The sequence below is a fragment of the Goekera deserti genome, from assembly GCF_010685995.1.
GTDB lineage: Bacteria > Actinomycetota > Actinomycetes > Mycobacteriales > Geodermatophilaceae > Goekera > Goekera deserti.
The window spans coordinates 111,029-131,515 of record NZ_JAAGWK010000022.1 but is presented as its reverse complement, the minus strand read 5'-3'; the positions used below and the strand labels follow the sequence as shown (position 1 = coordinate 131,515).

Annotated in this window: 19 protein-coding genes and 1 riboswitch; of the genes, 9 read left to right on the top strand and 10 right to left on the bottom strand. The window is 76.0% G+C overall.

What is annotated here, in order from left to right; translation table 11 throughout:
- The first annotated feature begins 8 nt into the window (after window positions 1–8).
- Window positions 9–121: riboswitch (SAM riboswitch) on the top strand.
- 208 nt (window positions 122–329) lie between these two features.
- The 5 genes from G1H19_RS15875 (at window position 330) to G1H19_RS15855 (ending at window position 4,720) form a co-directional block, all read left to right on the top strand.
- Complete coding sequence (locus tag G1H19_RS15875) at window positions 330–866, top strand: GNAT family N-acetyltransferase (protein WP_174278068.1); 537 nt, start codon at window positions 330–332, stop codon at window positions 864–866.
- Complete coding sequence (locus G1H19_RS15870; protein WP_162392342.1) at window positions 863–1,834, top strand: amino acid ABC transporter permease; 972 nt, start codon at window positions 863–865, stop codon at window positions 1,832–1,834. The genes G1H19_RS15875 and G1H19_RS15870 overlap by 4 nt, the downstream gene beginning before the upstream one ends.
- Complete coding sequence (locus G1H19_RS15865; RefSeq protein WP_162392343.1) at window positions 1,831–2,610, top strand: amino acid ABC transporter ATP-binding protein; 780 nt, start codon at window positions 1,831–1,833, stop codon at window positions 2,608–2,610. Before G1H19_RS15870 ends, G1H19_RS15865 begins: the two co-directional genes overlap by 4 nt.
- Window positions 2,611–2,751: 141 nt before the next feature.
- On the top strand, window positions 2,752–3,720 hold the full coding sequence (locus G1H19_RS15860) for an ABC transporter substrate-binding protein (RefSeq protein WP_162392344.1): 969 nt from the start codon (window positions 2,752–2,754) through the stop codon (window positions 3,718–3,720).
- A gap of 28 nt (window positions 3,721–3,748) precedes the next feature.
- Window positions 3,749–4,720: an ABC transporter substrate-binding protein gene (locus tag G1H19_RS15855; RefSeq protein ID WP_162392345.1), complete on the top strand. Its 972-nt coding sequence runs from the start codon at window positions 3,749–3,751 to the stop codon at window positions 4,718–4,720.
- Window positions 4,721–4,758: 38 nt separating this feature from the next.
- Here G1H19_RS15855 and G1H19_RS15850 read toward each other — a convergent pair whose 3' ends face one another.
- Window positions 4,759–5,322 carry an ester cyclase gene (locus G1H19_RS15850; protein WP_235927930.1) on the bottom strand — a complete coding sequence of 188 codons (564 nt, stop codon included), beginning with the start codon at window positions 5,320–5,322 and terminating at the stop codon, window positions 4,759–4,761.
- A gap of 158 nt (window positions 5,323–5,480) precedes the next feature.
- Between G1H19_RS15850 and G1H19_RS15845 the strand changes: the two genes are divergently transcribed.
- The 3 genes from G1H19_RS15845 to G1H19_RS15835 are packed head-to-tail and all read left to right on the top strand — an operon-like array spanning window position 5,481 to window position 9,765.
- Window positions 5,481–6,107, top strand: coding sequence for a hypothetical protein (locus G1H19_RS15845; protein WP_152727383.1), 627 nt, complete (start codon window positions 5,481–5,483; stop codon window positions 6,105–6,107).
- Entirely contained in the window at window positions 6,107–8,680 is a 2,574-nt protein-coding gene (locus G1H19_RS15840; protein WP_152727382.1) for a putative PEP-binding protein, read from the top strand. Before G1H19_RS15845 ends, G1H19_RS15840 begins: the two co-directional genes overlap by 1 nt.
- Window positions 8,677–9,765, top strand: coding sequence for an acyl-CoA dehydrogenase family protein (locus tag G1H19_RS15835; RefSeq protein WP_162392346.1), 1,089 nt, complete (start codon window positions 8,677–8,679; stop codon window positions 9,763–9,765). The genes G1H19_RS15840 and G1H19_RS15835 overlap by 4 nt, the downstream gene beginning before the upstream one ends.
- 97 nt (window positions 9,766–9,862) lie before the next feature.
- On the opposite strand, the gene G1H19_RS15830 is transcribed toward G1H19_RS15835, so the two are convergent.
- The 7 genes from G1H19_RS15830 to G1H19_RS15800 all read right to left on the bottom strand — a co-directional run bounded on the left by G1H19_RS15830 (window position 9,863) and on the right by G1H19_RS15800 (window position 17,203).
- The gene (locus tag G1H19_RS15830) at window positions 9,863–11,101 is read right to left on the bottom strand and encodes an acyl-CoA dehydrogenase family protein (protein ID WP_162392347.1); all 1,239 of its coding nucleotides are present in this window, start codon (window positions 11,099–11,101) and stop codon (window positions 9,863–9,865) included.
- A complete protein-coding gene (locus G1H19_RS15825) occupies window positions 11,098–12,258 on the bottom strand; it encodes a thiolase family protein (RefSeq protein ID WP_152727381.1) in 1,161 nt (386 codons plus the stop codon). Before G1H19_RS15825 ends, G1H19_RS15830 begins: the two co-directional genes overlap by 4 nt.
- Window positions 12,255–12,668, bottom strand: a complete 414-nt coding sequence (locus G1H19_RS15820; RefSeq protein WP_174278069.1) for a Zn-ribbon domain-containing OB-fold protein — start codon at window positions 12,666–12,668, stop codon at window positions 12,255–12,257. The genes G1H19_RS15825 and G1H19_RS15820 overlap by 4 nt, the downstream gene beginning before the upstream one ends.
- 2 nt (window positions 12,669–12,670) lie before the next feature.
- On the bottom strand, window positions 12,671–14,083 hold the full coding sequence (locus tag G1H19_RS15815) for a 2-oxo acid dehydrogenase subunit E2 (protein ID WP_162392348.1): 1,413 nt from the start codon (window positions 14,081–14,083) through the stop codon (window positions 12,671–12,673).
- A 3-nt stretch (window positions 14,084–14,086) separates the two neighbouring features.
- Window positions 14,087–15,073, bottom strand: coding sequence for an alpha-ketoacid dehydrogenase subunit beta (locus G1H19_RS15810; RefSeq protein WP_152727380.1), 987 nt, complete (start codon window positions 15,071–15,073; stop codon window positions 14,087–14,089).
- A 15-nt stretch (window positions 15,074–15,088) separates the two neighbouring features.
- Complete coding sequence (locus G1H19_RS15805) at window positions 15,089–16,060, bottom strand: thiamine pyrophosphate-dependent dehydrogenase E1 component subunit alpha (protein WP_204282688.1); 972 nt, start codon at window positions 16,058–16,060, stop codon at window positions 15,089–15,091.
- A gap of 171 nt (window positions 16,061–16,231) precedes the next feature.
- Window positions 16,232–17,203 carry a TIGR03621 family F420-dependent LLM class oxidoreductase gene (locus G1H19_RS15800; protein ID WP_152727379.1) on the bottom strand — a complete coding sequence of 324 codons (972 nt, stop codon included), beginning with the start codon at window positions 17,201–17,203 and terminating at the stop codon, window positions 16,232–16,234.
- 75 nt (window positions 17,204–17,278) lie between these two features.
- Here G1H19_RS15800 and G1H19_RS15795 point away from each other — a divergent pair, with 75 nt between their 5' ends.
- The gene (locus G1H19_RS15795; protein ID WP_202925772.1) at window positions 17,279–18,820 is read left to right on the top strand and encodes an AMP-binding protein; all 1,542 of its coding nucleotides are present in this window, start codon (window positions 17,279–17,281) and stop codon (window positions 18,818–18,820) included.
- 5 nt (window positions 18,821–18,825) lie between these two features.
- On the opposite strand, the gene G1H19_RS15790 is transcribed toward G1H19_RS15795, so the two are convergent.
- Together G1H19_RS15790 and G1H19_RS15785 are read right to left on the bottom strand one after the other, a co-directional pair.
- Window positions 18,826–19,656 (bottom strand): ThuA domain-containing protein, encoded by an 831-nt coding sequence (locus G1H19_RS15790; protein WP_162392349.1) that lies wholly within the window; start codon window positions 19,654–19,656, stop codon window positions 18,826–18,828.
- Window positions 19,657–19,669: 13 nt separating this feature from the next.
- Complete coding sequence (locus G1H19_RS15785; protein ID WP_152727378.1) at window positions 19,670–20,431, bottom strand: SDR family NAD(P)-dependent oxidoreductase; 762 nt, start codon at window positions 20,429–20,431, stop codon at window positions 19,670–19,672.
- Between the last annotated feature and the right edge of the window lie 56 nt (window positions 20,432–20,487).

Below are 20,487 nucleotides of genomic sequence, written 5' to 3'. Positions count from 1 at the left end.
CCCCGCCAGGTCTCGAGTGCCAGCATCCAGCCCCGGCTCGCTGGCCGGCAACCCTCCGCTGTGACGGGGTGCCCCGGGTGACGACCTGGCGGAGCGCGCCCGCGTACCGCAAGCCAGCCGAGCAGGGAGGGACCCGTGGGAGAGCCGAGCGTGCGCCGCGCCACCGCACCCCTCGTCGGGCGGCCCACCGTCGACCTGCTGCGGACCGACAGCGCGCTCTGTCGCTGACCTGACCTGACCCGGCCGTCACGGCCACCGCTCAGACGCCCCCCTCAGCACACCCCTGCCTGGAGTCGATCCCGCATGCCCACCTCCCCCGGAGGCGTCCCGTGACGTCCCCGTACCCCGCCCTGCACGTCGTCCGGGTGCACCCCGACGATCCCCTGGCCGCGCCCCTGTTCGCGGCACTGACCGCCGAGTACGACGCCCGCTACGGCGACCTGTTCGGCGGCGCCGCCGAGGAGCTCACCCGGTACCCGGCCACGGAGTTCCTGCCCCCCGACGGCGAGCTGGTGCTGCTGACCGAGGGCGGCGTCCCGGTCGCCGGTGGCGCCTTCCGGCGGCACGCCGACCCCGGCACCGCCGAGGTCAAGCGGATGTGGACCGCCGCGGCCCACCGCCGCCGCGGCCTGGCCCGCCGCGTGCTGACCGAGCTGGAGACCCGGGCCGCCGCGGCCGGCCACGCCCGGATGGTGCTCACCACCGGCCCGCGGCAGCCCGAGGCCGTCGCGCTCTACCTGTCGGCCGGGTGGACACCGCTGTTCGACCCCGCCGTACCGCGGCCGACCGACACCCCCACGCTGCGCGCCCTGCCCGTCGCCGCCCGGCTGTACGCGTTCGAGAAGACCCTGGGAGACCCCTCGTGACGACCCTCGCGCAGCCGGACGCCGCCACCGCGGCGCCCCCGCCCGGCACGCCCTACGACCAGCTGCGCGTGGTGCCCGCGCGGCACCCGGGCCGGTGGGCGGCCACCGCGGTGGTCGCCGTCCTGCTGGCGATGGTGGTCAACTCGCTGGTCACCAACCCGCGGTGGGAGTGGGACGTCGTCGGCGCCTACCTCACCGAGGAGTCGATCGTCCGCGGCGTGCTCACCACCATCCAGCTGACGCTGATCACCGCGGTGCTCGGCTTCGCCCTCGGCACGGTGCTCGCCCTGATGCGACTGTCCCGCTCGCCGCTGCTGCAGGCGGTCAGCTGGGGCTACACCTGGGTGTTCCGCTCGGTGCCGCTCATCCTGCAGCTGCTGCTCTGGTACAACCTCGCCTACCTGTACCGCACGCTGGAGATCGGCATCCCGTTCGGGCCGGGCTTCGCCTCCGTCGACACGCTGTCCCTGATCGACAAGTTCGGCGCCGCCGTCCTCGGCCTGGGTCTGCACCAGGCGGCGTACTCCGCCGAGATCGTCCGGGCCGGCATCCTCTCGGTCGACCAGGGCCAGCTGGAGGCCGCGGCGTCCCTGGGCATCCCGCGCCGCCGGCAGACCACCCGGATCGTGTTGCCGCAGGCGATGCGCACCATCGTGCCCACCGCGGTCAACGAGGTGATCGGCCTGTTCAAGGGCACGTCGATCGTCTACGTGCTGGCCCTCGGCGAGCTCTTCTACACCGTCAGCGTGATCTACGGCCGCACCCAACGCGTGCTGCCGATGCTCGTGGTCGCCGCGGTCTGGTACGTCGTGCTCACCACCGTGGTGACGATCCTGCAGTACTACGTGGAGCGGTACTACGCCCGCGGCGCGGTGCGCACCCTGCCGCCCACCCCGCTGCAACGGCTGCGCGGCAACCTCACCGCCGGCATCTCCCGGGTGGCCGCCGTCCGCGGGGGCGTCCGGTGACCGCCGTCGCCACCCCGCCCGGGCGGGTCGAGGTGCACGGCGTGCACAAGTCCTATGCCGGGGTCGAGGTGCTGTCCGGCATCGACCTGGTCGTCGAGCCGGGCACGGTGACCGTCGTCCTCGGGCCGTCGGGGTCGGGCAAGTCGACGCTGCTGCGCAGCATCAACCACCTGGAGAAGGTGGACCGCGGTTTCGTCGCCCTGGACGGCGAGCTCGTCGGCTACCGGCGCAAGGGCGAGAAGCTGCACGAGCTGCAGGAGAAGGACCTGCTGCGCCAGCGCACCCGGTTCGGGTTCGTCTTCCAGTCCTTCAACCTCTTCCCGCACCTCACCGCGCTGGACAACGTGGTCGAGGCCCCGGTCTCGGCGCAGGGCCGGCCACGGCGCGAGGTGGAGGAGGAGGCCCGCGCCCTGCTGGCCCGGGTCGGCCTGGCCGGCCGGGAGGGCGCCTACCCGCGGCAGCTGTCCGGCGGGCAGCAGCAGCGGGTGGCGATCGCCCGCGCCCTGGCGATGCGGCCGGCGGTGCTGCTGTTCGACGAGCCGACGTCGGCGCTGGACCCCGAGCTGGTCGGTGAGGTGCTCGGCGTCATCGAGGACCTCGCCAGCAGCGGCACCACCATGATCGTCGTCACCCACGAGATCGGCTTCGCCCGCCGGGCCGCCGACCGGGTGGTGTTCATGGACTCCGGCCGCATCGTCGAGACCGGTCCGCCCGAGCAGGTGCTCGACGCCCCCCGGCACGAACGGACGAAGGCCTTCCTCGCCCGCGTCCTCTGAGCAAGGACCCCGCTGCCCCCCGCGACACGCGCTCCGCACGCCGCGGGGCCCTGCAGCGGGGCCGTACCGGACGGCGCATCCGCGACGTCCGTCGATCCCGCACGCCTGTCCGTCGATCCCACACGCCCCGAGAGGACCCCCGTGAACCGCCCCCGCACCGTCCTGTCCGCCGTCCCGCTGGTCGCCGCCGTGCTGCTGGCCGGCTGCACCAGCTCCGCCGACATCGAGGAGAGCGCAGCCTCCGGCGACGCCGCGCCCGGCGCCCTCGTCGTCGACACCAGCCCCGACCAGGAGCGGGTGCGCACCACGACCAGCGACGAGGCGCTCGCCCTGCTGCCGCCCGCCGTCGCCGAGGACGGCGTGCTCACCGTGGCCGTCGGTGCCTTCACCGCACCGCTGAGCTTCCTGGCCGACGACAACCGCACCGTCATCGGCAACGAGGCGGACATCGCCCAGCTGATCGCCGACGGCCTCGGGCTGGACCTGGAGCTGGTCACCACCGACTGGTCGAACTGGCCGCTGGCCACCTCCTCCGGCGCGGTGGAGGCGACGATCGCCAACGTCACGGTCACCGAGGAGCGCAAGCAGCTGTTCGACTTCTCCTCCTACCGCGTCGACGAGCTGGGCTTCCTGTCCACCGCCGGCTCCGGGATCACCGTCGACGGGCCGGCCGACGTCGCCGGGCTGCGCATCGCGGTCGGCTCGGGCACCAACCAGGAGAAGATCCTGCTGGCCTGGGACGAGCAGAACCGGGCGGCGGGGCTGGACCCGGTCGACGTCCAGTACTTCGAGAACGACGGCGACACCACCCTGGCGCTGCAGTCGGGGCGGCTGGACCTGACCTTCGGCCCGAACGCGACCGCCGCCTACAAGGCCGCGACCGCGCCCGCGGAGTTCGAGGTGGTCGGCACCGTCAACGGCGGCTGGCCGCTCACCGCGCAGATCGCCGCCGCCACCGCGCGGGGCAACGGCCTGGCCCCGGCGATGACCGCCGCGATCAACCACGCCGTCGACGACGGCAGCTACGCGCAGGTGGTCGAGCGCTGGGGGCTGTCGAGCGAGTCGATCGCCCGCTCGGAGACCAACCCGCCCGGCCTCCCGGCCAGCTGACGCCACCCACCCGACCACAGGAGCGCCCGTGAACCGCACGTCGCCCGCCGCCCGCACCCCTGCCGTCCTCAGCCTGGCCGCCGCGCTGCTGCTCTCGGCCTGCACCAGCTCGGCCGACATCGAGGCCGAGGCCGCTGCGTCGTCGTCCGGTGCGGCCGTGGTGCAGGTCGACACCAGCCCCGAGCAGGCCGACCGCGCCTCCACCACCGAGTCCGACGACGCGGTGGCGCTGCTGCCGGCCGACGTCGCCGAGGACGGGGAGCTCACCGTCGGCGTCGTCGGCACGGGTGAGCCGCCGCTGGCCTTCCTCGCCGACGACAACGCCACCGTGGTGGGCAGCGAGGTCGACGTGGCCTCGCTGGTCGCCGAGTCGCTCGGCCTGGAGCTCGACCTGCGCAACATCTCCTGGGAGCAGTGGCCGCTGTCGCTGCAGAGCGGCGACGTCGAGGCGGTGTTCAGCAACGTCGGCGTCAACGCCGCACGGCTGGAGCTGTTCGACTTCGCCACCTACCGGCAGGGGATCATGGCGTTCACCGCCGCGACCGGCAGCGACCTGACCATCGCCGGCCCGGACGACGTCACCGGGCTGCGGATCGCGGTCGGCTCGGGCACCAACCAGGAGCGCATCCTGCTCGACTGGAACGCCCAGGCGGAGTCCGACGGCCGGTCTCCGGCGACCCTGGAGTACTACGCCAGTGCCGCCGACGCGCTGCTGGCCGTCCAGTCCGGCCGGGTCGACGCCTACCTGGGGCCGAACCCCAACGCGGTGTACCAGGCCAGCAAGGGCCAGGTCGAGGTGGTGGGCACGGTGAACGCCGGCTGGCCGAACACGACCTACGTGGCGGCGACCGTGCTCAAGGGCACCGGGCTGGTGGACGCCGTCGAGGCGGGGCTGCAGCACGCCTTCACCGACGGCTCGTACACCGAGACGCTGGAGCGCTGGGGCCTGGGCGACGAGGCCGTGGAGGCCCCCGAGGTCAACCCGCAGGTGGCCGGCTGAGGCCGCGACCGGCATCGACCCACCCGGCCGGGCAGCTCTCAGGAGTGCAGGCCCTCGCTCTCGGCGTGCTCCCAGGGGCGGTGGTCCGCGGGCACGACGAGCGGGGGCTGGGACGGCACCCGGACACCGTCGACGGCGTACAGCGCACCCAGCTCGTCCGCGGCCGACCACACCTCGCGGACCCGGCCGCGGGCCACCGTCCAGATCTGCACGGTGCGCAGCTCGACCACCCCGCCGGTCGGGGCGACCGGCCCGACGGACGTCTCCAGCGTGCCCACCTGCCGCCCGCGCAGCCGGTAGGCGACGGCCGTCCGGGGACCGTCGCCGATCACCGACAGGACCCGGATGGTGGGCCACTGCAGCGCCTGCTGGAGCGCCCGCGCCCGGGCCACCACGTCCCCGGTGCCCAGCGGTTCACCGTTGATCGACACGGGGTCCCACCAGCACGCCGCGAACGCGGCCTCGGCGAGGGCGTCGTCGGCGGGGACCGGCGCGGTCCACAGCCCGAGGACCCGCTCGACCTGGGCGCGGCCGGCGTCCGGGGGCACCGCGGCCCGCCCCGGCGCGCACGTGGTCGGCCGCGACGCCCCAGCCACCCTCACGGCGCACCTCCCACTCCCGGGGTGTTTCTTGGTGCGCTGACCATAAAGCCATCGATCCAGCCCGTCGAGCGCACCGCGTTGCTTTCTTGACGTCGTCTCCGCTAACTGTGAGCATGGCGTGGGTCACACGGTCCCCGACAGCGACAGGAACAGCCGGCATGACGCACACCTCCGTCTCCCCCTCCCTCGACGAGCCGACCCGGCAGGCCCTGGTCGGGCTGGTGGTGCAGGGGATGCACCGGGGCCAGCTGTCCGCCGCCCAGCAGGCGCTCGTCGACGCCGGGCTCGCGATGGTCAAGGGCCCGCTGGTGATGCCCACCGCCGTGGGCGCCGCCACCGCCGCCGAGCTCACCCGGCTGCCGGCCGGGGGCCCGGAGGAGGCGGCCCTGCGGCCGCTGTTCGAGCGGTTCCTGCCGGTCAACCACGAGTTGCGGGAGGTGTGCTCGGCCTGGCAGATCCGGCCCGACGGCTCCCCCAACGACCACCGCGACGCCGCCTACGACGCCGGGGTCCGCGACCGGCTGGACGACGTGGACGCGGCCGTGGGCCGCATCCTGCGCCGGATGGCCGACGTGCACCCGGGGCTCGAGCACTACCGGGCGGACCTCGGCGCGGCGCTGGCGCAGCTCGACGAGGGCAACCCGTCGGCACTGACCTCGCCGCTGACCCGCTCGTACCACACGGTGTGGATGCACCTGCACCAGGAGCTGCTGCTGCTGCTGGGCATCAGCCGGGCGGAGGACGAGCAGCTCGAGGCCGCGCTCGTGGCCGGCCAGAAGGTCTGATGCCGACCCTGGCCGGGGCACCGTCGGTGATCAGCAGCCTGGTCCCGTACGGGCAGGGCCGCGGCCGTGGCCTCGGCGCGGAGGAGCTGGGCGTCCACGGCGAGCAGATGGACCGGCTGGTCTCCCTGGGGCTGCCCACCGTCGTCGGCATCACGGTCCCGGTCAGCCGGGCACGACAGCTCACCGACCCGGCGCTCGCCCGCGAGGCGGTGGACCTCGTGGAGGAGCTCACCGGCCGCAGGGTGGGCTCGACCGACCGCCCGCTGCTGCTCCGCCTGGTCCCCAGCACACCGGTCGCGGCCACCGGCGTGCCCCCCGACCTGCCCGCGCTGGGCGTCTGCCCGGCCAACGCCCGCGCCCTGGCGGAGCTTATCGGGCGCGAGCACCAGCTGCACGACGTCTGGACGACGGTGCTCGCCGTCGTCGCGGTCGACGCCCTGGACGTGGACGCCGACGACGTCGACGACGTGCTGACCGACACCGCCGACGGCGACCGGGCCCCCGCGCTGCTGGACCTCGTCGCCCGCACCGGCAGCGCGCCCTTCCCCGACGACCCGGCCGAGCAGCTGGCACTGGCTGCCCGGGCCCTGCTGCACCGCTGGGACTCCCCGCGCGGGCGGCGCGCCCGCCGCGCGCAGGGCCTGCCGGACGACCTCGGCCTGGCCCTGCACGTGCAGGCCCTGCACGTCGGCCCGTGGGAGCGGTCCGGGCACGGCACCGCGAGCAGCCGCGACCCCGGCACCGGTGCACCGCGGCCGCACGGCACCTTCCACCGCGGGGTCAGCCGCCGGTCCACGTCCGGCGAGGGGGAGCCGCTGTCGGCCCTGCCCGAGGGCACCGACCTGCTCCGGCACGCGCTGGCCACCCTGGAGAACCACCTGCGGGCCGTCGCCACGGTCACCTTCGAGCTGCGGGACGGCAAGCTGGCACTGCTGTCGGCCGCCGCGCTCCCGCACCCCGGCGCCCGCGCCGGGCTGCGCCTGGCGGTCGACCTGGCGACGGCGGGCACGATCGACCGCGCCACCGCGGTGCGCGCCGTCCGGCCCGCGGCGGTGCAGGAGCTGCTGCACGCCCAGCTGCGGCTCACCGGTGCGGAGAGGGAGCTGGCGCGGGGCCTGGCCGCCTCCCCCGGTGCCGCGTCCGGCGTGGTCGCGCTGAGTGCCGAGCGGGCGCTGGAGCTGAGCGGCGACGGGGTGCCGGTCGTCCTGGTCTCCACCGAGACGACCCCGGCGGACGTGCCCGCGCTGGTGGCCAGCGCCGCCGTGGTGACCTCCGCCGGCGGGCTGGCCTCGCACGCGGCCGTCGTCGCCCGGGGCACCGGAACACCGGCCGTGTGCGGGGTGGCCGAGCTGTGCATCGACCGGGACGCCGGCACCGTCACCGCGCACGGGCACACCGTCCGGGAGGGCGAGCGGGTCACCGTCGACGGGCGCGCCGGCACCGTCTACCTGGGCGAGCTGGACGTCCGCCCGGCCGAACCGTCCGCCGAGCTCGACACCCTGCTGTCCTGGGCCGACGCGGAACGGACGCTGGGGGTGCGGGCCAACGCCGACAACGCGGCCGAGGCCGAGGCCGCACTGCGCCTGGGCGCGGAGGGCATCGGGCTGTGCCGCACCGAGCACCAGTTCCTGGGCGACCGGCTGCCCGTGGTCCGGCGGTTCCTGCTGGCGCCCGACGAGGACGCCCACCGGCTGGCCCTGGACGCGCTCACCGCGGCCCAGCAGGCCGACTTCACCGCGCTGCTGCAGGTGACCGGCGACCGGCCGGTGACCGTGCGGCTGCTCGACGCACCGCTGCACGAGTTCCTGCCGCACGACGAGGTCTACGCCGACCCTGCCCACGCCCGCCGCGCCGCCCAGCTCCGCGAGGTCAACCCCATGCTCGGGCTGCGCGGGGTGCGGCTGGCGCTGCTCGAGGACGACCTCTACGCCGCGCAGGCGGAGGCGCTGTTCTCCGCGTGGGTGACCGTGGCCGCCGCGGGCACCCGCCCGCGGCTGGAGGTGATGGTGCCGATGGTGTCCATCCCGCAGGAGCTGGAGCTCGCCATCGGCCAGGTGCGCCGGGCCGCCGACCGGGTGGAGCGGACGACCGGCGTCCGGGTGCCGTACCAGGTGGGCAGCATGGTCGAGACGCCCCGGGCCGCGCTGCTCGCCGACCGGCTCGCCGAGCACGCCGACTTCCTCTCCTTCGGCACCAACGACCTCACCCAGATGACCTTCGGCTTCTCCCGGGACGACGTCGAGAGCCGGCTGCTGGCGCACTACGTCGGCGAGGGCCTGCTGACGGCCAGCCCGTTCGCCGAGTTCGACGCCGACGGCGTCGGCGCGCTGGTGGCGATCGCGGTGCAGAAGGCCCGCGCGGTCCGACCGGACATCAAGCTCGGCCTCTGCGGCGAGCACGGGGGCGACGCGGTCTCCGTCGGCCGGCTGGCCGCGCTCGGGCTGGACTACGTGTCCTGCTCCCCGCAGCGGGTGCCGGTCGCCCGGCTCGCGGCGGCGCACGCGGCGCTGCAGGACACGGCGGAGGAGAGGGCGCAGGACAGGGCTCAGGACCGGGCGCAGGCCGCGCCGTGACCGTGCTGGACACCGACCGGGCCGCCGAGCTGGCCGACCTGCGCGACGCCGTCCGGGAGGTCTGCCGGGACGCCGGGGGCCCGGCCGCCGTGCGCGCCCTGCCGGCCGGCGGCCCCGGCTGGGACCCCGCGCTGTGGGACGTCCTCGGCCGGCAGGTCGGGCTGGCCGGGCTGTGCCTGCCCGAGCGGGCCGGCGGGGGCGGGGGCCTGGCCGAGCTGACCACGGTCTGCGAGGAGCTGGGCCGCGCGCTGCTCCCGGTGCCGTTCCTGACCTCCACGGTGCTCGCCGGTCAGGTGCTCGCCGCGGCCGGCGCCGACGCGCTGGTGACCCGGGTGGCCGACGGCACGGTCGCCGCGCTCGGGGTGACCGGCCCCCGGGGTGTCTGGGACCCGGCCGCCGTCGAGCTCACCGCTGTCGGCGGCACCGTGCGCGGCGTGCTGCCCGTGGTGCCCGGCGCGGGGGGCGCCCAGCTGCTGGTGGTGGCCGCCCGCTCGGCCGAGGGCGTCGACCTGTACGCCGTGGAGGCCGGGCCGGGCGTCGACACGGTGCCGCTGGACAGCCTCGACCTGTCCCGCCCGTCGGCCGCCGTCACCCTCACCGGCGCCCCGGCGACCCGGCTGACCAGCGGCGGGACGGCCGGTGCCGCCGTCGTCCCGGCGCTGGACGTGGCCGGGGTGGCGCTGGCCGCCGAGCAGCTGGGCGGCGCGGCGGCCTGCCTGGAGGCGAGCGTCGCGTACCTCGGGGAGCGCCGCCAGTTCGGCCGGCCGATCGGCAGCTTCCAGGCGCTCAAGCACACCTGCGCCGACCTGCTCGTGCTGGTCGAGAGCTGCCGCTCCGCGGTCACCCGCGCCCTGGACGCCGAGGGGTCGCCCGACGCGATGGCCGAGGCGGCCGCCGTCGCCCAGGCCTGGTGCTCGGAGGCCTACCGGACCGTCAGCGCCGAGAACGTCCAGCTGCACGGCGGGATCGGTTTCACCTGGGAGCACGACGCCCACCTGTACTTCCGGCGCGCCCGCGCCGACGCCGTCCTGCTGGGCGGCGCGGCCCACCACCGGGAACGGCTGGCCCAGCTGCTGGGCTGGTGACCACCCGGCCGGCGCCGGCGGGTCACCCGCGGTCGGAGGCCGGCGGTTCACCCGCGGTCGGAGGCCGGCGGTTCACCCGCGGTCGGGGGCCGACCGGTCAGCCTCGGTCGGAGGCCGACCAGGGCCGGTCGCGGTCCACCCGCGGCTCGGCGGGCAGGCCCAGGACCCGCTCGGCGATGATCGTCCGCTGGACCTGGTCGGTGCCGCCGGCCAGCCGGTAGCCGGGTGCGCCGAGCAGGTGCTCGGTCCAGCCGAAGGTGCCGGGCACGCCGGTGTCCGCGGTGACCTGCGGGCCGAGCAGGTCCGCGGCGAGCTCCCCGGTGCGCACGAGCAGGTCCGAGGCCAGCAGCTTGCCGATCGAGGCGCCCGGCCCGGGCGAGACGCCGGCGGCCGCGGCCCGGGCCACCCGCTGCGCCGTCGCCACCCGCAGCGCGGTGCGCACGTAGAGGTCGGCCAGCGCCTGCCGGGTGACCGGGTCGGCGGCGGCGCCGGTGGCCCGGGCCACGGTGAGGACGTCGTCCACGGTGCCGCCCTTGCGCCGGGTGCCCGAGCCGGACGCGGTCCGCTCGAAGGCCAGCGTCGCCGTCGCCACCCGCCAGCCCTCGCCCACCCCGCCGATCCGCAGCGCGTCCGGGATGCGCACGCCGGACAGGAACACCTCGTTGAACGAGGACCCGCCGCTCATCTGCCGGATCGGGCGGACGTCGACGCCGGGGCTGTCCATCGGCAGCAGGAACGCGGTGATGCCCCGGTGCTTGGGCACGTCGGGGTCGGTGCGGGCCAGCAGCAGCCCGTGGTCGGCGTGCCGGGCCCCGGAGGTCCACACCTTCTGCCCGTCGACCACCCACTCCTCGCCGTCGGCGACGGCACGGCAGGCCAGCGCGGCCAGGTCGGAGCCGGCGCCCGGCTCGCTGAACAGCTGGCAGGCCAGCAGGTCGGTGCGCAGGAACCGCTCGGCGTGGGTGCGGCGCTGCTCCGCGGTGCCGAACATCGCCACCGCGGGCCCCACCAGACCGGTGGTGACGCTGATCAGCTCGGTGGACGGCGGCACGGCGACGGCCGCCTCCTCCTGCGCCATGGCCATCGCGAAGGACGCCGGCAGACCCGCCCCGCCCTGCTCGACGGGCAGCGTGAGGGCGCCGTAGCCGGCGTCGTAGCGGGCCCGCCGGTAGGCGCGGACGGCGTCCAGCAGCTGCCGCTCCTGCTCGTCGGACACGTTGCGGAACACCGCGAGGTCCGGCGGGCCCTGCGCGGCCGCCGGGTCGCGCGGGGGCACCGTCGCGGCCAGCCAGGCGCGCACCTCCGCCCGCCAGGCAGCCAGGTCCGGCGCGCTCACGGAGCGTCCGCCGTCAGCACGGCGCAGGCCGAGATGCCGGGGGCGCCGTACACGTGGGTGAAGCCGACGCGCGGGCCGCCGGGCACCTGCGCCCCCGCGGCCCGGCCCTGCAGCTGCCGGACCACCTCGTGCACCTGCCGCAGCCCCGAGGCCCCGACCGGCTCCCCGTTGGCCAGGCACCCGCCGTCGGTGTTCACCGGCAGCACCCCGTCGACGTCGGTGGCGCCGTCGGCGAGCAGCTGCTCCTGCGCCCCGTGCGCGCACAGCCCGGTCTCGGCCAGGTGCACGAGCTCCGAGCCGCTGTCGGTGTCCTGCACCTGCGCGACCTGCACGTCGGCGGGTGCGACGCCGGCCTCGGCGAAGGCCGCCGCAGCGGCGTCGACGCTCGGGCTGTGCCACGGGTCGGGTGCCAGCCCCGGGGAGAAGACCTCGAAGGAGCCGAAGCGGCGGGTCCGCTGGGTCACCGAGGCCAGCCGGACGGGCCGCGGGCACAGGTCGGCGGCCCGGTCACCGCGGGCCAGGACCAGCGCCACGGCACCCTGGCTGGGCTGGCAGAACATGTACGTGGTCAGCGGGTCGTTCACCGGCGCGGAGGCCAGCACCTCCTCCTCCGTCCACGGGGTGCGCCGCCACGCCGTGGGGTGGGCGGCGCCGTTGCGGAACGCCCGGGAGGCGATCCGGGCCAGCGCCAGGTCGGAGACCCCGTGCTCGTGCTGGTAGCGCCGCGTGCGCATCGCGAAGTACTGGGTGGTGACCATCAGCCCGCTGCTCGCGTACCACTCGCCGAGGCCGTAGGCGGCCGGGTCGGCGGCGAAGGCGCCGCGCTCGTGGGCGTCGAAGCCGAGCACGACCACCAGCTCGGCGCGCCGCGACTGCAGCGCGCTCACCGCCGTGGCCAGCGCCACCCCGCCGGTGGCGCACCCGTTGCGCACCGTGGTGAACGGCAGGCCGGTGAGCCCGAGCCGGGCGACCAGCGAGTCGGGCTTGCCCGAGACGTTGCTGCCGCCGACGGCGAGGTCGACGTCGGCCCAGCGCACCCCGGCGTCGTCGAGGGCGGCGCGCACCGCGACCTCGGCCATGTCCAGCCCGGTGCGGCCCTCGTGCCGGCCGAAGGCGTGCAGCCCCCCGCCGACGACGGCGACGTCGTCGGCCCTCATGCCCCCTCCGCCACGGGTGCGAAGGCGTGCCCCACGGCGGGGGCGCCGTCGACGCCGACGGCGGGTTCCAGCACCAGCCGCACGGGCGCGCCGATGCTCAGCTGCTCCGGCTCGGCGACCAGGCGCGCCTCCACGAGCACCTCGCCCAGGTCGACGTAGCCGACCGCGAACGGGCGGAAGCCGCCGTCCGGCGGCAGGTAGGGCGGCTTGGGGCAGAAGCGCTGCACCGTCCAGCTCCACACCGTGCCCCGGTCGGGCAGCACGTGGGCCAGCACCTGCTGCCCGGTGCACCGCGGGCAGGAGGTGGCGGCCGGGAAGGTGACCGTGCCGCAGTCGGCGCACCGGCTGCCGGCCAGCCGCGGCGGGTCGAGCGAGGCGAACAGGGCCGGCTCCAGCGGTGTGGTGGTCACGGTCAGCCGGCCAGCAGCAGGTGCGGGCGGGCGAGCAGGCCGCTGACCGTGCGCAGGAACTCCGCGGCCGGCGCGCCGTCCACGGCCCGGTGGTCGAAGGACAGGCTCAGGGTCAGCACCGACGTGCGGCGCGGCACCTCCCCCTCCCACCGGACGCCGTCCCGGACCCGGCCGACGCCGAGGATGCCGGTGGTGCCCGGGTTGACCACCGGGGTGAAGAAGTCCACGCCGTAGGAGCCCAGCGACGTGACGACGAAGGTGGCGCCCTCCAGCTGCGCCGCCGTCAGCCGGCCCGCCCGGGCGGCCACGGCCAGCTCCCGGGTCTGCCCGGCGAGGTCGACCATCCCGCGCCGGTCGGCGTCGCGCAGCACCGGGACGAGCAGCCCGCCGGGCACGGCCACGGCGATCCCCACGTGCACCTGCTCGTGCAGGTGGATCCCGTCCGCGCGCACGCTCGCGTTGAGCACCGGGTGCTCGGGCAGCGCCTGCGCGGCCGCCCGGACGACGAAGTCGGTGACCGTCGGCACCCGCAGCCCGGTGCCGTCCCACTCGCGGGTGAGCTGCTCGCGCAGCGCCAGCAGGCCACCGACGTCGGCCTCGTGGCCCAGGGTCAGCTGGGCCATCTCCTGCAGGCTGGCGTGCATGCTGCGGGCGATCGCGCCACGCATCCCGGTCAGCGGCAGCACCGTGCCGGGCACGGGCCCTGCGGCCGGCTGCGCGGGGGGCGCCTCGGGGGCCGGTACCGGCGCTGCCGGCGGGGGGCCCGCGGCGGCCAGCACGTCGGCCCGGCGGATCCGCCCGCCCAGCCCGGAGCCGCGCACCGAGCCCAGGTCCACCCCGGAGCTCGCGGCGTGCCGGCGCACCAGCGGGGAGCCCACCCCGCCGCCGTCGACCGGCCGCGGGGAGGGGCGGTCCGCGGTCGGTGCGGGCACGCGGGCCGCGACGACGGCGTCTGCGACGTCCTCGGACACGATCCGCCCGCCCGGCCCGGTGCCGCGCAGCGTGGTCAGGTCGACGCCCAGCTCGGCGGCGACCCGGCGCGCGTTCGGCGAGGCGAGCAGCCGCCCACCGGGCTCCGGCCGGCCGGGTGCGACCGCGCCGGACGCGAGGATCGGCTCAGGGACCGGCTCGGGGGCCCGCCCGGCGGCCGGGGCGGGCGCGGCGCCGGGCGGCTGCTCGTCGCCGTCGAGCAGCCAGGCGATCAGCGCCCCGGGCGCCAGGGTCGCGCCCTCGTCGACCACCGGCTGGAAGCGGCCCTCCCCCTCGGCCTCCACGTCGGCGTCGACCTTGTCGGTGCCCAGGCGCAGCAGCACGTCGCCGGTGCGCACCTGGTCGCCGGGGCGGGCCACCCACTCGACGATGGTGCCCTCCTCCATCGTCAGCCCCAGCTTGGGCAGCAGGACCTGCTGGGCCACGGCTCAGCTCCGCTTCGTGATCTGCCGGCACGCCTCGGCGATCCGCGTGCGGTCGGGCAGGTAGGCGTTCTCCAGCGCCGGGCTGAACGGCACCGGCGCGAACGGCGCCCCGACCCGCAGGACGGGTGCGTCCAGGTGGTCGAAGGCGGCGTCGGTGACCTGCGCGGCGATCTCCGCGCCCAGCCCGCCGAAGGTCACCGCCTCGTGCACGACGACCACCCGGTGCGTGCGGCGGGCGGACTCGGCGATGGTCGCGGTGTCCAGCGGCTGCACGGTGCGCGGGTCGACCACCTCCACCGAGATGCCCTCGGCGGCCAGCGTCCCGGCCGCGGCGGTGGCCTCCACGACCATCCGGCCCAGCGCCACCACGGTGACGTCGGTGCCCTCGCGCAGCACCGCCGCCTGCCCGAACGGCACCTCGTACAGCTCTTCGGGCACCGCGCCCTTCGCGCCGAGCAGCTTCTTGTTGAGCATCATCACGACCGGGTTGTCGTCCCGGACCGCGGTGACCATCAGGCCCTTGACGTCGTGCGCCGAGGACGGCATGGCCACCTTCAGACCCGGGGTGTGCGCCAGCCACGCCTCCAGGCTCTGGCTGTGCTGGGCCCCGGCGGACAGGCCCGCGCCGGCGGCCACGGTGAGCACCATGGGCACCCGCACCTCACCGCCGAACATGAACTTCATCTTGGCCGCCTGGTTGACCAGCTGGTCCAGGCAGACGGCGAGGAAGTCCATGAACATGATGTCCACGACCGGGCGCAGCCCGCGGGCCGCGGCACCGACCCCGAGCCCCACGATCGCGGTCTCGGAGATCGGGGTGTCGATCATCCGCCGCTCGCCGTAGGCGGCCAGCAGCCCGTCGTACATGTGGAAGACCCCGCCGTAGCCGGCCACGTCCTCCCCGACGACGAAGACGTCGTCGTCGGCCCCCATGAGCTGGTGCAGGGCCTCGGTGTAGGCCTTCACGTAGGTCAGCTCGCGCACGGCCATGCCGGTCCTCTCGACTCAGTCGGTGTAGACGTCGCGGGTGAGCGTCGCCGGGTCGGGCAGCGGGCTGGCCCGGGCGAAGGCGATGGCGTCCACGGCGTCGGCCCGGGTCTCCTCCCACACGCGCGCGAACTCCGCCGCGTCGACGACGCCGTCCGCGGCGGCCCGGGCCTCGAGCAGCTCGATGGCGTCGCGCGCCTTCCAGGCGTCGATCTCCTCCTGGGTGCGGTAGGGCTTGCGGAGACCCTTCACGCCCTGGTGGTCGTAGTACCGGTAGGTCTTCGCCTCCACCAGCGACGGCCCCTCCCCCGCCCGGGCCCGGTCGACCGCGCGCCGGCACGCCTGCCGCACGGCCACGGCGTCCATCCCGTCGCACACCTCGCTGGGCATGCCGTAGGCGGCCGCGCGGTCGGCGACGTCGTCCAGGCGCATGTGCCGCGCCTGGGCGGTGAACTCGGCGTAGCCGTTGTTCTCGCAGACGAAGACGACCGGCAGCTGCAGGACGGCGGCCATGTTGGCGGCCTCGTGGAAGGCGCCGATGTTGCTGGCTCCGTCGCCGAAGAAGGTCATCGCGATCGAGCCGTCGCCGCGGTAGCGGGCGGCGAAGGCGGCGCCCACCGCGATGGGCAGCCCGGCGCCGACGATGCCGTTGGCGCCGAGCATGCCGATCGACAGGTCGTTGATGTGCATGCTGCCGCCCCGGCCGTGGCAGTAGCCGTCGACCCGGCCGAACAGCTCGGCGAACATCTTCCGGAAGCCGGCGCCCTTGGCGACCGCGTGCCCGTGCCCGCGGTGGGTGGAGGTGATCTGGTCGGCGTCGGTGAGGGTGGCCAGCGCGCCGGCCGCGACCGCCTCCTGCCCCACGTACAGGTGCAGGAAGCCGGGCAGGTCGCCGCTCTCCATCAGCCGGCCGGCCTCGGTCTCGAAGACCCGGATGCGCACCATCCGCCGGTGCAGGTCGAGCAGCGACGCCGCGTCGAGACCCTCCACGGACGGCGCACGGTCGGTCCTGGTCGCGACGGCCCCGACTGGTTCCACGAGCACCTCCCGGTTGGCGCCCCTGTGGGCTGCATCACCTGTGTTTCTGGTGGCAGACTACAGTAAGAGCGACACAGCGGAACCCCCTGCGCGCGGTCCCGTTGCCCGCGGTCGGCGGCAGGCTCACCGGCCGGTGAGCCGCTCCACCACCGGCGCGAAGGCCTCCACCGAGCGGTCACCGACGGTGACGTAGGAGAAGCCGTAGACCTCACGGCGGCGTTCCAGCTCGGCACAGACGGCGTCGACCGAGCCGACCAGGGCGTGCGGGAACGAGCGCAACTGCTCGCCGGCCAGCCCGGTCTGCGCGGACAGCTCGGCCTCGGTGGTGCCCCCGCCGTCGACGGCCAGGAAGTAGACCCCGACCTCCAGCTCCGGCAGGGCCGGGCGGCCGGCAGCGCCCTCGAGCACCCACCCCGTCTTGCGCAGCGTCTCCTCGTGCCCGGAGCCGGCGATGCTGGCGGCGCCGATCACCCCGGACCGGTTGTCGAAGTTGACGCTCACGATGTCGGCCACCGAGCCGGCCAGCCGGAGCACCCGCGGCGCGCCCCCGCCGATCATGATCGGCGGGGGCGACGGCAGCAGCGGCAGCGGGCTCATGTCCGTGGCGTGCACGTGCGCGCCCCGGGTGTCGGCCGGCCGGCCGGCGAGGAAGTCCCGCAGCAGGTCCACGAACTCCGCCAGGTGCGCGATCCGCTCACCGGCGGGCGGGAAGGGGATGCCCATGGCGGCGTACTCGGCAGCCAGCCAGCCGGCCCCCAGCCCGACCTCGGTGCGCCCGCCGGAGAGCTCGGCGAGCGTGGCGACCTCCTTGGCCAGCACGTAGGCGTGGTGGTAGCCGACGCAGAACATCCGGCAGCCGATCCGCAGCGTGCTGGTGACCTCCGCGGCCACCGCCATCGCCGGCACCGGCGCGAGGGTGACCGGGCGGTGCCCGGTCTGCTCGGACACCGCACCGGGGCCCAGGTAGTGGTCGGAGGTGTGCAGCGCCGAGTAGCCCAGGCCCTCGACCTGGCGGGCGAGCTCGCGCCAGGCCGCGCCGGACGGCGGGCGGTAGGCCTGGACCGCGAACCGGAAGGGGCGTACGTCGGGAGCCATCGACACCGTCCGTAGTTTCTTGACGTGGACTACAGTTGCGGCGGGACCTTAGCCCATCGCGAGAGGGAGTGGACCGTGCATCGGCTGGCAGGTGTGGGCGCCCGCGCGGACGACTCCCCCGACGGGCCGGGGCTGGCCGACGACACCGTCCGGCTCACCTGGCGCGAGGTCGCGCGGCACCTCGACGCGGTCGGCGGCGAGCTGCTCGCGGTCGCGCCCGGGCCTGACGCCCGGGTGGCGGTGACCGGTGAGAACACCGCGGCCACGCTGCTCACCCACGCCGCCGGCATCCTGACCGGGGTGGGCACGGTGGCGGTGTCCCGGCAGCTCACCGCCGCCGAGATGGCCGACCAGTTCCGCGACGCGGGCGTCGTCGCCGCCGTCACCGGGCCGGCCGGGCTGGCCGCCACCGTGGCGGCCGCCCGGGCCACCGGGGTGCGCACCGTCGTGGTGCACGGCACCGACGCACCGGCCGGCACGACCCCGTGGGCGGCCTGGACCGGCAGCGCCCGCACCGTCCCGGCGACGACGGACCGGCCGGCCCGCCCGCCGCTGGTCTACACCTCGGGCACCACCGGCCGGGCCCGCGGCACGACGGTGCGCTGGGCCCCCTCGACGGTGACCGACGCCGCCGGGTACGCCGCGCTGCTGGCCGGCCGGTCGGGCTTCCCGCCCGGACCGCACCTGGTCGTCGGGCCGCTGCAGCACAACGGCCCGCTCACCTCGGTGCGGCACCTGCTGAGCGGGCAGCCGGTGGTGGTGCTGGGCCGGTTCGACCCCGAGCGGGTGCTGCAGCTGGTGCAGCAGCACCGGGTCGCCTCGACGGTCATGGTGCCCACGCACTTCACCCGCCTGCTGGCCCTGCCCGAGGACGTCCGCCGCCGCTTCGACGTGTCCAGCCTCCGCTCGGTGGCGCACACCGGCTCGGCCTGCCCACCGGACGTGAAGCGGGCGATGATCGCGTGGTTCGGCCCGGTCCTGGTGGAGAGCTACGGCGGCAGCGAGATCGGCACGGTCTGCCGGATCAGCAGCGACGAGTGGCTGGCCCACCCCGGGTCGGTGGGCCGGGTGGTGCCGCCGTTCGAGGTGGTCGTGCTGGACGAGCAGGGCCGGGAGCTGCCGCCGGGGCAGACCGGGCTGCTGGGCTTCCGGACCCCGCCGGGCCGGGAGGTCCGCTTCCACGCCGACGAGGACAAGACCCGCGCGGCGCACCCCGCCCCCGGGGTGGCCACACTCGGCGACGTGGGGCACGTGACCGCCGACGGGTTCGTGTACGTCACCGACCGGGTCGCCGACATGGTCGTCTCCGGCGGGGTCAACCTGTACCCGGCCGAGAGCGAGCAGGTGCTCCAGCAGCACCCGGCGGTCGCCGACGTCGCCGTGATCGGCGTCCCCGATGCCGACCTGGGCGAGACGCTGCGGGCCCTGGTCGTCGCCGACGGGCCGGCACCGGCCCCCGCGGAGCTGGACGCCTGGTGCCGGGCACGGCTGGCCGCCTACAAGTGCCCGCGGGGCTACACCGTCGTGGAGTCCCTGCCGCGCACCGTCATGGGCAAGCTGGACAAGCGGGCGCTGCGCCGCCCGTTCTGGGACGGCGAGCGCACCATCGCCGGCTGAGCCGGTCAGCCCGGTCGGCCCGGCGAGGCCGGGGACGCCGCGGGCCCCACCGCGGGGAACGCCCCGGTGACGCCCCACTCCAGGCAGCGCTCCAGCACGGTGGTGAACGCCGGGACCAGCCAGCTGCCGCGGTCCTCCCGGCCGGTGTCGTCGACCCCGAGGTCCTGCACGTCGAACCGGCCCCGGGTGTGCCCGAGCGTGAGGTAGCAGACCGTCCCGGCGCCGGTGCGCTTGAGGTAGAGCACCGGCCGGGGCTCGTCGTCGTCCACCCGGCCCTCCTGGAAGCCGCGGCACGACCCGGTGAAGCGGGCGTGCAGCAGCACCTCCAGCGGGGGGTGCAGCTCGCTGACGTAGAGCTCGTCGCCCACCTCGAACGGCGCGATGCCGGCCACCAGCGGGTGCTCGGGCCGGGTCACCTCCACCCGGTACGGCGCGATCGGCGGGTGGCCGAGGAACTGGCTGCCCAGCACCTCGGCCACCGGCCCCAGCACCCGCGGGGTGCCGAACACGCGGGGGCCGCCGTCCGGGGGTGGGTCGATGGCCGCGTTGGTCCCGTGCAGCGCGAGCCACCGCCCGCCGGCGGCCACCCAGTCGGCCAGCCGGCGCTGCTGGTGGGGGTCGGGCCGCAGGTCGCAGGCGTAGGTCACCAGCAGGTCGGCCCGGGCGAGGGCATCCCCGCCGGCGGCGCTGCCCGTGGCGTAGTCCTCGAACACGCGCGTGCGGGCGTGCGGGTGCCGGGCGAGGGCCTCCAGCAGCCGCAGCCGCGCGTGGTCGACGTCGTGCCAGCGACCGCCGCACACCAGGACGACGTCGACCCGACCCGCCGGCCCCGCCACGACGAGCCGGCCGTCAGCTCTGGACGCGGGTGACGATGCCGCCGTCGACGACGAGGTTCACCCCGGTGGTGAAGGCCGAGCGGGGGCTGAGCAGGAACGCGACGGCCGCGGCGACGTCCTCCGGGCGGCCGTAGCGGCCGACCGGGATCTTCGCCAGCACCTCGTCGTAGACCTCCCGGCGGCCCGCGCGGATCTTCTCCCAGTCGCCGCCGGGGAACTCGATCGGCCCGGGTGAGACGGTGTTCACCCGGATGCCCCGGGGGGCGAGCGCCCGGGACTGCGCGGCGGCGTGGTGCAGCACGGCCGCCTTCAGCGCCGAGTAGGCGTTGGGCGAGGCCGGCCGGACCGTGTCGAAGGCGTTGGTCGTGCCGATCGAGACGATCGATCCCCCGCCCTGCTCCAGGTGCGGCACGGCGGCCTCGATCAGCCGGACCAGCGGCAGCAGGTCGCCGTCCAGGCTGCGCTGCCACTGGTCGGCGGCCTTGGAGGCACCGGCGGAGACGTTGGAGACGACGGCGTCCAGGCCGCCCAGCTGCTGGGCCGAGCGGTCGACGAAGCCGGCCAGCTGCGCGGTGTCGGCGACGTCGAAGGCCTCGGCGTGCACCGTGGCGCCCCGCTCGCGCAGCGCGGACGCCGCGGCGTCCAGGCCCTCCTGCCCCCGGGCGCAGATCGCCAGCGCGCAGCCCTCCTCGGCGAGGGTCTCGGCGATCGCCCGGCCGATGCCCCGGCTGGCGCCGGTCACCAGCGCACGCGCACCGGTCAGCTGCAGGTCCATGTCGTCTCCTCGGGGCGGGGGTGCACGGGTGGGGGGTGCGCGGGTGGGGTGTGCAC

Excerpts from the sequence above, each read along its gene's own strand:
- G1H19_RS15825 (WP_152727381.1), bottom strand. The coding sequence starts at position 12,258 with ATGAGGGCCGACGACGTCGCCGTCGTCGGCGGGGGGCTGCACGCCTTC.
- G1H19_RS15800 (WP_152727379.1), bottom strand. The coding sequence starts at position 17,203 with ATGGCTCCCGACGTACGCCCCTTCCGGTTCGCGGTCCAGGCCTACCGC.
- G1H19_RS15840 (WP_152727382.1), top strand. The coding sequence starts at position 6,107 with ATGCCGACCCTGGCCGGGGCACCGTCGGTGATCAGCAGCCTGGTCCCG.
- G1H19_RS15785 (WP_152727378.1), bottom strand. The coding sequence starts at position 20,431 with ATGGACCTGCAGCTGACCGGTGCGCGTGCGCTGGTGACCGGCGCCAGC.
- G1H19_RS15810 (WP_152727380.1), bottom strand. The coding sequence starts at position 15,073 with ATGGCCGTGCGCGAGCTGACCTACGTGAAGGCCTACACCGAGGCCCTG.
- G1H19_RS15845 (WP_152727383.1), top strand. The coding sequence starts at position 5,481 with ATGACGCACACCTCCGTCTCCCCCTCCCTCGACGAGCCGACCCGGCAG.